The sequence below is a fragment of the Serratia sp. NPDC078593 genome, assembly GCF_050268245.1.
Lineage (GTDB): Bacteria > Pseudomonadota > Gammaproteobacteria > Enterobacterales > Enterobacteriaceae > JBNNGK01.
The window spans coordinates 217,215-230,345 of sequence record NZ_JBNNGK010000001.1 but is presented as its reverse complement, the minus strand read 5'-3'; the positions used below and the strand labels follow the sequence as shown (position 1 = coordinate 230,345).

Below are 13,131 nucleotides of genomic sequence, written 5' to 3'. Positions count from 1 at the left end.
GATGGCGGGTGATGTTGTGGCGTTTCGTGGATAGCGCCAGCGGCCAAATTTTATCTCATGCGTTAAATCGTAGGGGCGTGGCATGCCGCGCCGGTGCGGTGATGGATATTGCTGCATGAAGGCCGGGCATGTCCGGCCACTACGCTGGAGGTGACGGCGGATAGCGCCAGCGGCCAAATTATCTCATGCGTTAAATCGTAGGGGCGTGGCATGCCGCGCCGGTGCGGTGATGGATATTGCTGCATGAAGGCCGGGCATGCCCGGCCACTACGTGGGAGGTGATGGCGTTTAGCGCAACGCGCCAGCGGCCAAATGTTTTCTCGTGCGTTAATCGTAGGGGCGTGGCATGCCGCGCCGGTGTGGTGATGGATATTGCTGCATGCAGGCCGGGCATGCCCGGCCACTACGCAGGAGGTGATGGCGTTTAGCGCAATGCGCCAGCGGCCAAATTATCTCATGCGTTAAATCGTAGGGGCGTGGCACGCCGTGCCGGTGCGGTGATGGATATTGCCGCATGAAGGCCGGGCATGCCCGGCCACTACGCTGGAAGTGACGGCAGGTGGCGTTAAGCGGATAGCGCCGGTGGGTGATGTCTTGGCGCGCCCGTTAGCGGTTACGGTTTTTTTTCGTCGTTCTCTTCCGGTAAACGCGTTTTTTCTTCCGTGTCGTCATCTTCGACACTGTTGCCTTCCGCCAATGGGCTATTTGCGGTCAACAAATAGGGCGACTGTTGCCAGCGGCTGCGGCGCCCTTGCAGGAGCGTACGTGCCAGAATAATGCCAATTGCCAGCGCTAATAAGATCATCAGCCGAAGCAGATTAGTGGTGTTGTCTACCTGTTTGGCTTCGGTGGCTAACACGTGCGTATCCAATGTGATGCGGATAAAACCGATCGGCCCATCTTTATTCAGAATCGTTTCAACCAATTGATGATTGAAATAGCTGCCAGCGCGTTTACCGTCGAGCGCCAGCCGGTCGCGCACGCTGATTTTTTCACCTGAATGGGCGACCAGCGTACCGTCTAACTGGTAAACGCTAGCGTCCAGAATGCGGCTGTGATCGGTTAACCGTTGGAGAATGGCATCGATCTGTTGGGTATCGATATCGCTATCGTCATCAAGCAGCGGCACCAGGCTGAAAGCGACCTGTTTCGTCAGGGTCTGTGCCAGCTCCTCGACCTGTTCAGAGCGCGCCAACTGATGGTTCAGGCTAAAATAAGAGGCGCCCTGCATCAATAAAACCAGCAGCGACAGGCAAATCAGAATAATTGCCGTGCGGTGCAGGCGAAATTTTAGTTTAACTTTAGCCATGCGGCTTCCTTAAGCTCAGGGACAGTTTATGTTGCCAGAAGCAAGTACGATAGGATAGCTTGATGCGTCGTTTTTCTACCGCTGCCCCTTCAGGAGTAAATAATGTCGAATAGTCTGACCTATTGCGATCTGCCAGCCGAGATCTCTCAATGGCCGGGTCTTCCTCTTTCCCTCAGCGGTGACGAAGTGATGCCGCTGGATTACCGGGCAGGCCACACCGGTTGGCTATTATATGGCAGAAAACTGGATAAAGAGCGCATTACCCAGTTCCAACGTAAGTTGGGGGTGGCGATGGTGATTGTCACCGCTTGGTGCGTTGAGGATTATCAGGTTGTGCGTCTGGCTGGCAGCATGACACCGCGTGCTAAAATGTTGGCGGCGGACAATGGCCTGGATGTCGCACCGCTTGGCAAGATCCCACATTTACGCACGCCGGGGCTGCTGGTGATGGATATGGATTCCACGGCGATAGAAATCGAATGCATTGATGAAATTGCCAAGTTGGCGGGCGTTGGCGAACAGGTGTCGGAAGTGACCGAACGGGCGATGCGTGGTGAGTTGGACTTCACCGCCAGCCTGCGTCAGCGGGTTGGTACGCTGAAGGGGGCTGATGCCAATATCCTCAAGCAGGTATTGGAAACGCTGCCGCTGATGCCCGGGTTGACCAACTTGGTGCGTAAGCTGCAAGCGTTGGACTGGCACGTCGCTATCGCATCGGGCGGCTTTACGTATTACGCCGAATATTTACGCGATAAATTGAAGCTGGTGGCGGTGGCGGCTAACGAGTTGGAGATCCGTGACGGCAAGCTGACCGGTGAAGTGCTGGGCCCGATCGTTGACGCGCAGTACAAAGCTGACACCTTGCTGCAGCTGGCGGAGAAGCTGGGTGTGGCACCACAGCAAACGGTGGCCATCGGCGACGGAGCCAATGACGTAAAAATGATGCAGGCTGCAGGGTTGGGTATTGCCTATCACGCCAAGCCAAAAGTGTACGACAAAGCGCAGGTGGCGATTCGTCATGCCGATCTGATGGGCGTATTATGTGTGCTCAGTGGCAGTTTGAAACACGAAGTGCGATAAGGTTGACGCGTTTGGCAAGACTGGTGCTGAACGCGTTGATGACCCATCACAATATCATCCTATCTTTAGCGTTATTTAAGAGGTAATACGTGGCGAAAGCAGCGAAACGGGCGTTTGTATGTAATGAATGCGGTGCCGATTATCCGCGTTGGCAGGGGCAGTGCAGCGCGTGTCATGCCTGGAATACCATTACAGAAGTTCGCCTGGCTGCTGCGTCTGCGTCGTCGCGCACCGAGCGTTTTAGCGGCTACGCGGGCGAAACCGGCGTCAGCAAGGTGCAACGTCTGTCAGACATCAGCCTAGAGGCATTACCGCGCTTCTCTACCGGCTTCCTTGAGTTTGATCGTGTGCTCGGTGGCGGAGTGGTGCCGGGCAGTGCCATCTTGATCGGCGGTAGCCCCGGCGCGGGCAAAAGTACCCTGTTACTGCAAACGTTGTGCAAACTTTCCGAACAGATGAAAACCTTGTACGTCACCGGTGAGGAATCCTTGCAACAGGTGGCGATGCGTGCGCACCGTCTTGGCTTACCGACCGCTAATTTGAATATGCTGTCGGAAACCAGCATCGAGCAGATCTGCCTGATTGCCGAGCAGGAGCAACCTAAGCTGATGGTGATTGACTCCATCCAGGTGATGCACATGGCGGAGATTCAATCTTCGCCGGGTAGCGTGGCGCAGGTGCGTGAAACTGCAGCCTATCTGACGCGCTTTGCCAAAACGCGTGGGGTGGCGATCGTGATGGTCGGTCACGTCACTAAAGACGGCTCGTTGGCCGGACCGAAGGTATTGGAACACTGTATCGACTGTTCAATTTTGCTTGATGGGGATGCTGATTCCCGTTTCCGCACGTTGCGCAGCCACAAAAACCGCTTTGGCGCGGTAAATGAACTGGGCGTGTTTGCCATGACGGAACAGGGACTGCGTGAGGTCAGTAACCCGTCAGCGATCTTCCTCAGTCGCGGCGAAGTGACCTCTGGCAGTTCGGTGATGGTAGTCTGGGAAGGAACGCGACCGCTGCTGGTGGAGATTCAGGCATTGGTCGATCAGTCGATGATGGCTAACCCACGTCGCGTCGCGGTCGGGCTGGAGCAAAACCGCTTGGCAATCCTACTGGCGGTGCTGCATCGTCACGGTGGCTTGCAGATGTCGGATCAGGACGTATTCGTTAACGTCGTCGGTGGCGTAAAGGTCACGGAAACCAGTGCCGATTTGGCGTTACTGATGTCGCTAGTTTCTAGCCTGCGCGATCGGCCGTTGCCGCAAGATTTGGTGGTGTTTGGTGAGGTGGGGTTGGCAGGGGAAATTCGCCCGGTACCGAGTGGTCAGGAGCGCATTTCCGAAGCGGCCAAGCACGGTTTCAAACGGGCTATTGTGCCGCATGCTAACGTACCGAAAAAAACGCCGCCGAATATGCAGGTGTTTGGTGTGAAGAAGTTGGCGGACGCGTTGGACGTGTTGGAGCAGTTCTATTAATCATCACGCGGCAGGCATTATATGTTATTTTGTTTAGCATAATAAACGGAGGTGCTATGCCGCAATTCGATTACCTGAAGGCAGCAATAAAACAAAAAGGCTGCACGCTGCAACAGGTGGCTGATGCCAGTAGTATGACTAAAGGCTATCTCAGCCAGTTGCTCAACGATAAAATTAAAAGCCCCAGTGCGCAGAAGCTGGAAGCGTTACACCGTTTTTTGGGGCTGGAGTTTCCGCGACGCGAAAAAACGGTCGGCGTGGTGTTTGGTAAATTTTACCCGTTACACACTGGCCATATTTATCTGATCCAGCGTGCGTGTAGCCAAGTGGATGAGTTGCATGTGATCTTATGCCATGACGAGCCGCGTGACCGTCAGCTGTTTGAAACCAGTTCGATGTCGCAACAACCGACGGTCAGCGATCGTTTACGTTGGCTGCTGCAAACCTTCAAATACCAAAAAAATATTCATATTCACGCGTTCAATGAGCAGGGTATTGAGCCGTATCCGCATGGTTGGGATGTGTGGAGCCATGGCATGAAGCAGTTTATGGAGCGGCAGGGTATCGTGCCGAGTTTTATCTATTCCAGTGAAACACAGGATGCGCCGCGCTACCGTGAACACCTTGATACTGAAACTATCCTGATTGATCCGGAACGTTCCTTTATGAACATTAGTGGTAGCCAAATACGGCAGGATCCGTTCCGCTATTGGGAATACATCCCGACGGAGGTGAAACCCTTCTTCGTACGTACCGTGGCGGTACTGGGTGGGGAATCCAGCGGTAAATCTACCTTGGTAAATAAGTTAGCCAATATTTTTAATACTACCAGCGCTTGGGAGTATGGCCGCGATTATGTGTTTTCTCACCTGGGTGGTGATGAAATGGCATTGCAGTATTCTGATTACGACAAAATTGCACTCGGTCAGGCTCAGTACGTTGATTTTGCTGTTAAATATGCCAATAAGGTGACGTTTATTGATACCGATTTCGTCACCACGCAGGCTTTCTGTAAGAAATACGAGGGGCGTGAGCACCCCTTTGTGCAGGCGTTGATTGACGAATACCGTTTTGACTTGGTGATTTTACTCGAGAATAACACGCCGTGGGTAGCGGATGGTTTACGCAGCCTTGGCAGTTTGGCTGACAGGAAAGCGTTCCAGTCACTTTTGGTCTCCATGCTCACTAAGAACAATATTGATTATGTGCATATCGAGGAAGATAACTATGATTTGCGTTTCTTGCGCTGTGTTGAAATAGTAAAAGAAAAGTTATTTATTTGATCTGCTAAGCCCTTGGTCATTCTGGCAAGGGCATCTGACTAATATTGATTTTTTTGAAATTAATTATTTGTCTTGTTTTTTTGTATTTAATTACTTTATTATATATCAAAGATTTATTTTTTGTTTTTTAAGTTTATTCTTATCCTTGGCTTGCTATATTTTTGATTATTCCTGGTTTTTATTTTTATTTGCATATTTACATTCGTTTTCATAATGTTTGCTGGCAGTTGTTTTATTTTTATTTATATTTACCGATTCATTTATGTATTGATTGTGTCGGCATTTGGCTTGATAAATTTTCGTCTTTAACGTACCATTTTTTTGCTTTTTAACATAAATTAAGGAAGAGTTATGAAAAATACAAATATGGTAATTAATCCTCTGGTATTATCTATTGCATTAGCATTTACAGGTTCTGCATTCGCCGTTGGTACAGGCACCATTGTTAATGGTGCGGGTAATATTAGCAAGAATGCTAATACCACCGTTGTGAATCAAAATAGTGATAAAATGGTTATTCACTGGAATAATATGAACGTGAACGGTAATGAGACATTACAGTTCAATCAGGCTTCATCTCAATCCTCAGTATTAAATAAAGTTAACTCTACTACGGCGACGATGATCCGCGGTGCACTAAAAGCCAACGGTAACGTTTTTATTGTTAACCCTAATGGTGTACTGATTGGTAATAGCGCACGTGTGAACGTCGGTAGCTTGGTGGTTTCTTCATTGGATATTAAAGACAGTGACTTCCAGAAAGGCAATTTACATTTCACGGGTTCGACTAAAGGTAAAGTTACCAACGAGGGCTCTATTCAGGCGGCTAATTCTGTGGCGTTGATTGGTGCCCGCGGAGTGACTAATACAGGGGTGATTCAATCAACCAATGGTAATATTAATTTAGCTTCGGGTAGTGATGTTACGCTTTCTTTCCCTTCTTTGGGGAAAATGAATGTTAAAGTCAATAGTGCCAGTCTTGATGCATTGATTAAAAACAATGGGGTTATCATCACCAGAAATGGCTCTGTTGCACTGACTGCGTGGGCGAAAGATCAATTGACTCGTGATGTAATTAATGCCAGCTCCGGAATTGTTGAGGCTCACGCTATGAATAAAAATAGCGATGGTAGCGTCTCACTGATTAGCCATGGCAACGGTAATGTTAACATTGGCGGTAGATTTAACATTGATAACGATCTCAAAATCGCAGCCCAAAATGATGTCACTTATAAAACGTCGTTAAATGCAGGTGGGAAACTAGATATCTCTGCAAACAATATTAAAACAGTTGGAAATGTCTATGAGAAAAGTCAACTAACCTCAAAGAAAGATGCGGTGTTGACGGCAAAAAATAATATTGATATTGGGCTTATTCAGGCAGGGTCTTACCTGACCAAAGGGAATGTCACACTGAATGGTAATAATATCACTGCAACCGATATTCAAGGGAGTGACGTCAATATTCATGCTGGTAAATCACTGAATGCTTCTCGACTGATTGGTAATAACATCGATATTGTAGCGTTAGATAAAGTAAATTTCTCGGCTGATGGTCTAGTTCAATCAATAGGTGATATGAATATCACTGCCAATAATGGAATTTTACTGCCTTCATTTGTCAGATCTTTTGGTACGACATCAATGACGACCAAAGGTAATATTGTGCAAGGTATGGGGTGGATGAATCCGGAGTTTTACTCTGAAGGCGATGTGGATTTCAATGTGAGTAAAACCTCTAAGATTATGAACAGTAAAGGTGGGAAACTAAATATTGAAACTTACGGCGATGTTAATACTATTATAAATTAATGCCTTAGCCTCCATTCAGCCTGGGTTGAATGGGGGTTTTTTCCCTTGGTATTGTTGAGTTTACTCATGTCTTTGAAAAAAATATCTATGAAGCTGGGAGGAGCAATTCTTTTTATCCTTCCAGTTTTTTCCTTTGCCGAAAATAGTGCGCCAGGGATCACTCACAGCGGCGAGTTACTGCAAAATAACCCGATGCTGCATACGCCAACCGCTCCGCGTTCAAAACAAAAAGAGCAAATCGGGGGAGTAGACAGGCAACATGTTGAGGTTGAAGAGGAATCAGGTCCGGTTCTGTATGTTAAGCGCATCAATATTTCTGATGTTCCCCCGTCATCACGCGATGACGTAGAGCAGCTTTTGGCGGCCTATCGTGGTAAAGAGATGACGCTCTCGGCGCTGCGCAATGTTGCCGTTACGGTGACGGCATTATTGCAATCTCACGGTGAAAAGCTGGTCTTTGCCTATATTCCCGATCAAAATATTAAAGACGGCACCGTGCTGTTTAAAATCTTTCGCGGTCACATCGAATCCGTATCGGTTAACAGTAATACCTCATTGGTTGATGATGCCGTGGTAGGCCGTTTTATCGATAAAATGCGCGAAATTAAGGGTGATGTTAACGCCTCGGAGAACTATTTATCACGTTTATCCGATCTGCCTGGCGTGGGGGCGCTTTCCTCATTTCTTTCTCCGGGTAAAGAGCCGGGAGGCAGCGCATTACACTTGGATTTAGCGCCTTCGCCCCGCGTGAGCGGTGTTGCCGTTTTTGACAATATGGGGTCGGTCTCCAGCGGCAGAAATCGTTTGGGGCTACAGGTTAATGTCAATAGCCCCCTCGGCTATGGCGATCGGTTTCAGGCGCTGGCCTATGCCTCACCGGACTTTCTGCAAATCAATCATGATAGCGAACATGGTAATACGTTGATCGGTAGGTTGTCTTATGATCTTCCCATTAATGGGCAAGGGACGCGTCTGGGGGCGTCTTTTTCTCGCGTCAGTTACAAGCTTGGCGGACCGGTATACAGTGGGTTAGGGGATGGTTATGCGGAAGTGGCGTCACTGTATGGCAGCCACCCCCTGATACGAGGCAATGAACAGAACCTCAATCTTGCGTTTACCGCTGATTTTAAGCGTATCGAGGATACTTTCTGGGGGATGAATAACACCCGGACTGCACCGGTCCTGACGCTTCAAATCACTGGTGATAAGCAAGGCAGCCTGCTTGGCTTACCTAATATTTTGCAGCACGATGTGTCGGTAAGCGCGGGACGCTTAAGTAATAATGACGAGTGGAATGGGTTAGACACGCGCGGCCACTTTGTTAAATTGAATGCAGACATGAAGCTGCTACAGTCTGTCACCTCGGGGGTGTATGCCAGCGTGCGTGTTGTTGCTCAGCAGGCCAGCAAAAACCTTGATGGCGCAGAGAAAATCTCACTGGGTGGGCCTTACGCCGTTCGCGCTTACAGTAACTCTATTGCGAGTGCAGATAATGCGGTACTTATTTCCCCGGCGATTAACTTTTCCGTTCCAGGCGTTGAAGGGCTTAGTACCGAGTTGTTCTACGATTACGCGAAAGGGAAAATTCAGAAATTTTCACCGCAATCTACCAAGGTCAGCCTGGCAGGTTATGGGGTAGGGTTAAATTATAACTTTAATTCTGTGGCGTTTATCAACGCTAGCTATGCGTGGCGTAAAGGGGAAACAGAACTCATATCTCATCAAAATAAAGCAATGGGGTGGATTACGATAGGTTTTCAGTTCTGACGGTTTTCCGGGATTGCGTAATCGCCCCTGGCGCTATATTCAGCTGCCAGGGGCATAATTTACTACTACTTCGTCATGCGCTTGTATTTCATACGCTTTGGCTCCAGCGCTTCTGCACCCAGCGTACGTTTCTTGTATTCTTCGTATTCGGTGAAGTTGCCTTCGAAGAATTCAACCTGGCCTTCATCCTGGTAGTCCAGAATGTGGGTCGCAATACGGTCAAGGAACCAACGGTCGTGCGAGATAACCATCGCGCAACCTGGGAATTCCAGCAGGGCGTTTTCGAGCGCGCGCAGGGTTTCGATGTCCAGATCGTTTGTCGGTTCATCGAGCAGCAGCACGTTGCCGCCAACCTGTAACAGTTTGGCCAGATGCAGGCGGCCGCGTTCACCACCGGACAACTCACCGACGCGTTTACCCTGATCGACACCTTTAAAGTTAAAGCGGCCAACATAGGCGCGGCTTGGCATTTCGGTGTTGCCAATACGCATGATGTCCTGACCGCCGGAGACTTCCTCCCAAACGGTTTTTGAACTATCCATGCTGTCGCGGAACTGATCGACCGATGCCAGTTTCACGGTGTCACCGAGCACGATACTGCCAGAGTCTGGCTGTTCTTGGCCGGACATCATGCGGAACAGCGTGGATTTACCGGCACCGTTCGGCCCGATGATACCGACGATCGCCCCTTTGGGTACCGAGAAGGACAGGTCTTCAATCAGCAGACGGTCGCCATAAGATTTACGCAGATTATTCACTTCAACGACTTTATCACCCAAGCGTGCGCCAGGTGGGATAAACAGTTCGTTGGTTTCGTTTCGTTTTTGGTATTCGGTGCTGTTCAGCTCTTCAAAGCGAGCCAGACGCGCCTTGCCTTTAGACTGGCGGCCTTTAGCACCTTGGCGCACCCACTCCAACTCCTTCTCGATCGACTTGCGGCGCGCAGCTTCGGCAGAGGCTTCCTGCGCCAGACGCGCATCTTTTTGCTCCAGCCAAGACGAGTAGTTGCCTTCCCACGGAATGCCTTCGCCGCGATCCAGCTCGAGGATCCAGCCCGCAACGTTATCAAGGAAGTAACGGTCGTGGGTAATGGCGACGACGGTGCCTTCGAAGTCATGCAGGAAGCGCTCCAACCATGCCACGGATTCCGCATCCAAGTGGTTAGTCGGTTCGTCGAGCAACAGCATATCCGGTTTTTCCAACAACAGGCGGCACAGTGCAACGCGACGGCGCTCCCCCCCGGACAGGTTGGCAATTTTGGCATCCCACTCAGGTAGACGAAGTGCGTCTGCGGCGCGTTCCAGCTGGGTGTTAAGATTATGGCCATCGTGGGCCTGAATGATCTCTTCCAACCGGCCTTGCTCTGCGGCCAGCTTGTCGAAGTCAGCGCCTTCTTCAGCGTACAGGGCGTAAACTTCGTCAAGGCGTTTCAGCGCACCGACCACTTCCGATAGGGCTTCTTCTACCGATTCGCGTACGGTATGTTCCAGGTTTAACTGCGGTTCCTGCGGCAGATAGCCGATCTTGGTGCCAGGCTGTGGACGTGCTTCACCTTCGATATCGGTATCGATGCCAGCCATGATGCGCAACAGGGTGGATTTACCCGCGCCGTTCAGGCCAAGTACGCCGATTTTGGCGCCAGGGAAGAAACTCAGAGAGATGTTTTTCAGAATATGACGCTTCGGCGGAACGATTTTGCCGACGCGGTGCATGGTATAGACGTATTGAGCCACGGTGCTCGAGCCTCGCTATGGTCAGATTTCCCTTGGTCTTTCGCGCTGTAACAACACGGGTTACAACATGAAAGCCATATGGGTTTATTAGGATGTCTGGGGCGGGAGTGTAGCCCGTTTTTGTATTCGATCCCAGCCATCGCATGACGATCGCTAAGTATAACGGGAAATGCGCCTGAGCAGGCGCATTTTACTGTGGTTTACGGTGTAACAATAATCGATACGCGACGGTTTTCTGCACGACCGCTGGCAGTGCGGTTATCGGCTACTGGATCGCGTTTACCTCTGCCGCGGGTTTCAATGTTGGCCCGCGGGATACCCACGCTGGCTAACCGATCGGCCACGGCATTGGCACGGCGTAATGACAGTTGGTCGTTATAGCTGTCTTCGCCATAGTTATCTGTATGGCCATCCAGACGGAATTTAACGATGTCCACGCTGAGTAGCGCACGCCCCATCTTTTCTACCGTTGCCGCGCTTTCGGGGCTCAACTTGCCGACATTATTGCCAAATAGCACTTTGTCGGACAGGCCAAATTCCCAACCGTTATGGGTTAATTTGAACCCTTGTGACTGCAGCAGGGCGACTTGTTCCGCTGTCAGTCCTTGCGGTTTACTTTGGCAACCGACGAGCATCACCAAGGCAATGAACATCATCGCGAGGAGGGTAAAAGGCTGTTTTACGGTCTGGTTTAACATAGTTATTCCCTGATTTTACTCTTTAATACGGCGTTTTATTTATGAGGAGCGAGCCGCCAGCCACCGTTATAACGGTGTTTTGCTTGATACATGGCTTCATCAGCTTGGTGCAATAAATCCTGGGGTGCCGTGGCATGTTCAGGATAAAAAGCGATGCCAATACTAAGCGAAACCTCGATCGACTCGTCATTAGGTAATACGATTGGCTGTGACATGCAGTCGATAATACTATCGGCAATTGGGATCACATCCTCGATCTTCTGGATGGGCGCCAGTAATACGGCAAATTCATCACCGCCCAGACGCGCAACCAAATCACTGTCGCGTAGCTGCGCGCGAATGCGCCCGGCGATAGCGATCAACACCGCGTCACCCGCGGCATGTCCGTAGTTATCATTCACCTCCTTAAAGCGATCGCCATCAATAAACAGCACCGCCAGTTTCTCTGTGGTATCAATGTCACCGAGTACGCGGCTCAGGCGGCCTTCAAAGAAGGCGCGGTTTGGCAGCCCGGTGAGGCTATCGTGCGTTGCCCGGTGGGTAAGCGAGTCATTTTCCTGTTTAAGATGTGCCTGCCAGGCTTCCAGTTCATCGAGCAACCCGTTGAAGTCGCTGCTGAGTTCGTGCAGTTCAGCAATGGGCGCAGACGGTACGCGCAGCCCAAACGTGCGGTCACGGCGAACGGCGTGCGCGACGTTGGCGATGTCATCCAGTGAGCGAACAATGCCGCGTAGCATACGGCGTGACAGAACCAGCGCGCACAGGGTACTGAGCAGTAAGCACGCCATCATGCCTAACAGCCCATGGAGTAAGAAACGCAGCAGGCTACCGCCGTGCCCACTTAACCAGACGGTGCCAACTTGCTTGCCTTCATGGGTAATGGGCAAGGTGACCGGTTCAGGCAGTGCCCATAGGGCAACGAACTGCTCTAAATTATGCAGCGGGCCATCTTTGGGATGCTGCCAATGGGCCAGCACATTGTTGCCGCTATCCATAATGCGGGCTTCAGATACCTCTTCGTTCGACGCAATCAGCGTCAGCGCTTCACGGGCAGCGGTTCGATCTTCGAACACCACGGCGGCTTCAACGGTATAGCTAATCGAACGGGCGATCAGATGCAGATTGTGATCGGCGTAGGCGCGCAAGGCGAATAACGCGAGTAGCGTGAGGGAGATCCCCGCGGCACCGACAGCGATCAGTGCCAGTCCCAGATTCATGCGCTGCAACACTCGGCCTAAGGTGGGGCGCGGCTGGTTTAGACGTTTTTGGCGAAACAGAGTCATGGTTGCGGCTCCTGTTTGCGCGCTAATTGCAACACATTGGGATGTACGCGTACGCCACTGCGTGCGAGCGCATCCAGATTGACTTTAAAGCTGACTTGGTCACCGTTTTTTTGTAGGCAAAAAGCGCTGCCAGCGGAACACTCAACGTCGTTTTCGCTGATGCTGAGAATAGAGTGGCCGGCAATTCGGCGGATAAAATCTTGTTTTTGCGCCTGATTAACGCGGCCAAGATAAATAACGTCGCAGTGGCTGCTGAGTGCCGGGCTATCGAACGGCAGGCTAAGGGTTTCTATCGGACGCGGCGCACTCCGTAGCAGTGGATTAAACAACCCGTTGGCATAGCGGGTTGGTGCGGTGACACATAGCCGAATCGGGTTCGGTTCATTTGGCCAACGGGCGTAACTGATGATGCCGATAACGACGGTGGTGACCGCGTGAGTGCGTATTTGCATGGGATCGGCGATGTCTGAGCGCGCGGGAATGCCAAACGTCAGCAACAGCATGAGCATACCGAAACGAGCAAACGTCAAGCTCGTTAATGAACCCAGCATACGATCGGCTAATTTGTTGGCATGTTTCGACATCGTCATCAGTCAATCCTGCCCCTCTCCGCAGTGCTGGTTCGGCAATAGAACAAGAAAAAATCTGGCCCAAGTAACGGGGATAAGGTGGTGCTAACAGCTATAAAGTGAAA

At 50.8% G+C, this 13,131-nt stretch carries 10 protein-coding genes; 5 read left to right on the top strand and 5 right to left on the bottom strand.

The window, feature by feature from the left end; translation table 11 throughout:
• Positions 1-613 precede the first annotated feature (613 nt).
• Complete coding sequence (locus ACQKDS_RS00965) at positions 614-1,309, bottom strand: YtjB family periplasmic protein (RefSeq protein ID WP_399664638.1); 696 nt, start codon at positions 1,307-1,309, stop codon at positions 614-616.
• A gap of 102 nt (positions 1,310-1,411) precedes the next feature.
• Between ACQKDS_RS00965 and serB the strand changes: the two genes are divergently transcribed.
• The 5 genes from serB to ACQKDS_RS00940 all read left to right on the top strand — a co-directional run bounded on the left by serB (position 1,412) and on the right by ACQKDS_RS00940 (position 8,723).
• On the top strand, positions 1,412-2,389 hold the full coding sequence (gene serB / locus ACQKDS_RS00960) for a phosphoserine phosphatase (protein WP_399664641.1): 978 nt from the start codon (positions 1,412-1,414) through the stop codon (positions 2,387-2,389).
• 89 nt (positions 2,390-2,478) lie between these two features.
• Positions 2,479-3,861 carry a DNA repair protein RadA gene (gene radA, locus ACQKDS_RS00955; protein WP_399664644.1) on the top strand — a complete coding sequence of 461 codons (1,383 nt, stop codon included), beginning with the start codon at positions 2,479-2,481 and terminating at the stop codon, positions 3,859-3,861.
• A 56-nt stretch (positions 3,862-3,917) separates the two neighbouring features.
• The gene (nadR, locus tag ACQKDS_RS00950; RefSeq protein ID WP_399664647.1) at positions 3,918-5,144 is read left to right on the top strand and encodes a multifunctional transcriptional regulator/nicotinamide-nucleotide adenylyltransferase/ribosylnicotinamide kinase NadR; all 1,227 of its coding nucleotides are present in this window, start codon (positions 3,918-3,920) and stop codon (positions 5,142-5,144) included.
• Between the two features lie 351 nt (positions 5,145-5,495).
• Complete coding sequence (locus ACQKDS_RS00945) at positions 5,496-6,956, top strand: filamentous hemagglutinin N-terminal domain-containing protein (protein ID WP_399664650.1); 1,461 nt, start codon at positions 5,496-5,498, stop codon at positions 6,954-6,956.
• Positions 6,957-7,043: 87 nt separating this feature from the next.
• Positions 7,044-8,723 (top strand): ShlB/FhaC/HecB family hemolysin secretion/activation protein, encoded by a 1,680-nt coding sequence (locus ACQKDS_RS00940; protein ID WP_399664653.1) that lies wholly within the window; start codon positions 7,044-7,046, stop codon positions 8,721-8,723.
• Between the two features lie 65 nt (positions 8,724-8,788).
• Here the strand turns inward: ACQKDS_RS00940 and ettA are convergent, their stop codons facing one another.
• From ettA to ACQKDS_RS00920, 4 genes are all read right to left on the bottom strand, one after another.
• The gene (gene ettA, locus ACQKDS_RS00935) at positions 8,789-10,456 is read right to left on the bottom strand and encodes an energy-dependent translational throttle protein EttA (protein WP_399664656.1); all 1,668 of its coding nucleotides are present in this window, start codon (positions 10,454-10,456) and stop codon (positions 8,789-8,791) included.
• 200 nt (positions 10,457-10,656) lie between these two features.
• Positions 10,657-11,112 (bottom strand): OmpA family protein, encoded by a 456-nt coding sequence (locus tag ACQKDS_RS00930; RefSeq protein WP_399665151.1) that lies wholly within the window; start codon positions 11,110-11,112, stop codon positions 10,657-10,659.
• 77 nt (positions 11,113-11,189) lie between these two features.
• Positions 11,190-12,437, bottom strand: a complete 1,248-nt coding sequence (locus ACQKDS_RS00925; protein ID WP_399664659.1) for a diguanylate cyclase domain-containing protein — start codon at positions 12,435-12,437, stop codon at positions 11,190-11,192.
• The gene (locus ACQKDS_RS00920) at positions 12,434-13,027 is read right to left on the bottom strand and encodes a YfiR family protein (protein ID WP_399664661.1); all 594 of its coding nucleotides are present in this window, start codon (positions 13,025-13,027) and stop codon (positions 12,434-12,436) included. The genes ACQKDS_RS00925 and ACQKDS_RS00920 overlap by 4 nt, the downstream gene beginning before the upstream one ends.
• Positions 13,028-13,131 lie beyond the last annotated feature (104 nt).

Excerpts from the sequence above, each read along its gene's own strand:
- nadR (WP_399664647.1), top strand. The coding sequence starts at position 3,918 with ATGCCGCAATTCGATTACCTGAAGGCAGCAATAAAACAAAAAGGCTGC.
- ACQKDS_RS00965 (WP_399664638.1), bottom strand. The coding sequence starts at position 1,309 with ATGGCTAAAGTTAAACTAAAATTTCGCCTGCACCGCACGGCAATTATT.
- ACQKDS_RS00940 (WP_399664653.1), top strand. The coding sequence starts at position 7,044 with ATGAAGCTGGGAGGAGCAATTCTTTTTATCCTTCCAGTTTTTTCCTTT.
- ACQKDS_RS00945 (WP_399664650.1), top strand. The coding sequence starts at position 5,496 with ATGAAAAATACAAATATGGTAATTAATCCTCTGGTATTATCTATTGCA.
- serB (WP_399664641.1), top strand. The coding sequence starts at position 1,412 with ATGTCGAATAGTCTGACCTATTGCGATCTGCCAGCCGAGATCTCTCAA.
- ACQKDS_RS00930 (WP_399665151.1), bottom strand. The coding sequence starts at position 11,112 with ATGATGTTCATTGCCTTGGTGATGCTCGTCGGTTGCCAAAGTAAACCG.
- ACQKDS_RS00920 (WP_399664661.1), bottom strand. The coding sequence starts at position 13,027 with ATGACGATGTCGAAACATGCCAACAAATTAGCCGATCGTATGCTGGGT.
- ACQKDS_RS00925 (WP_399664659.1), bottom strand. The coding sequence starts at position 12,437 with ATGACTCTGTTTCGCCAAAAACGTCTAAACCAGCCGCGCCCCACCTTA.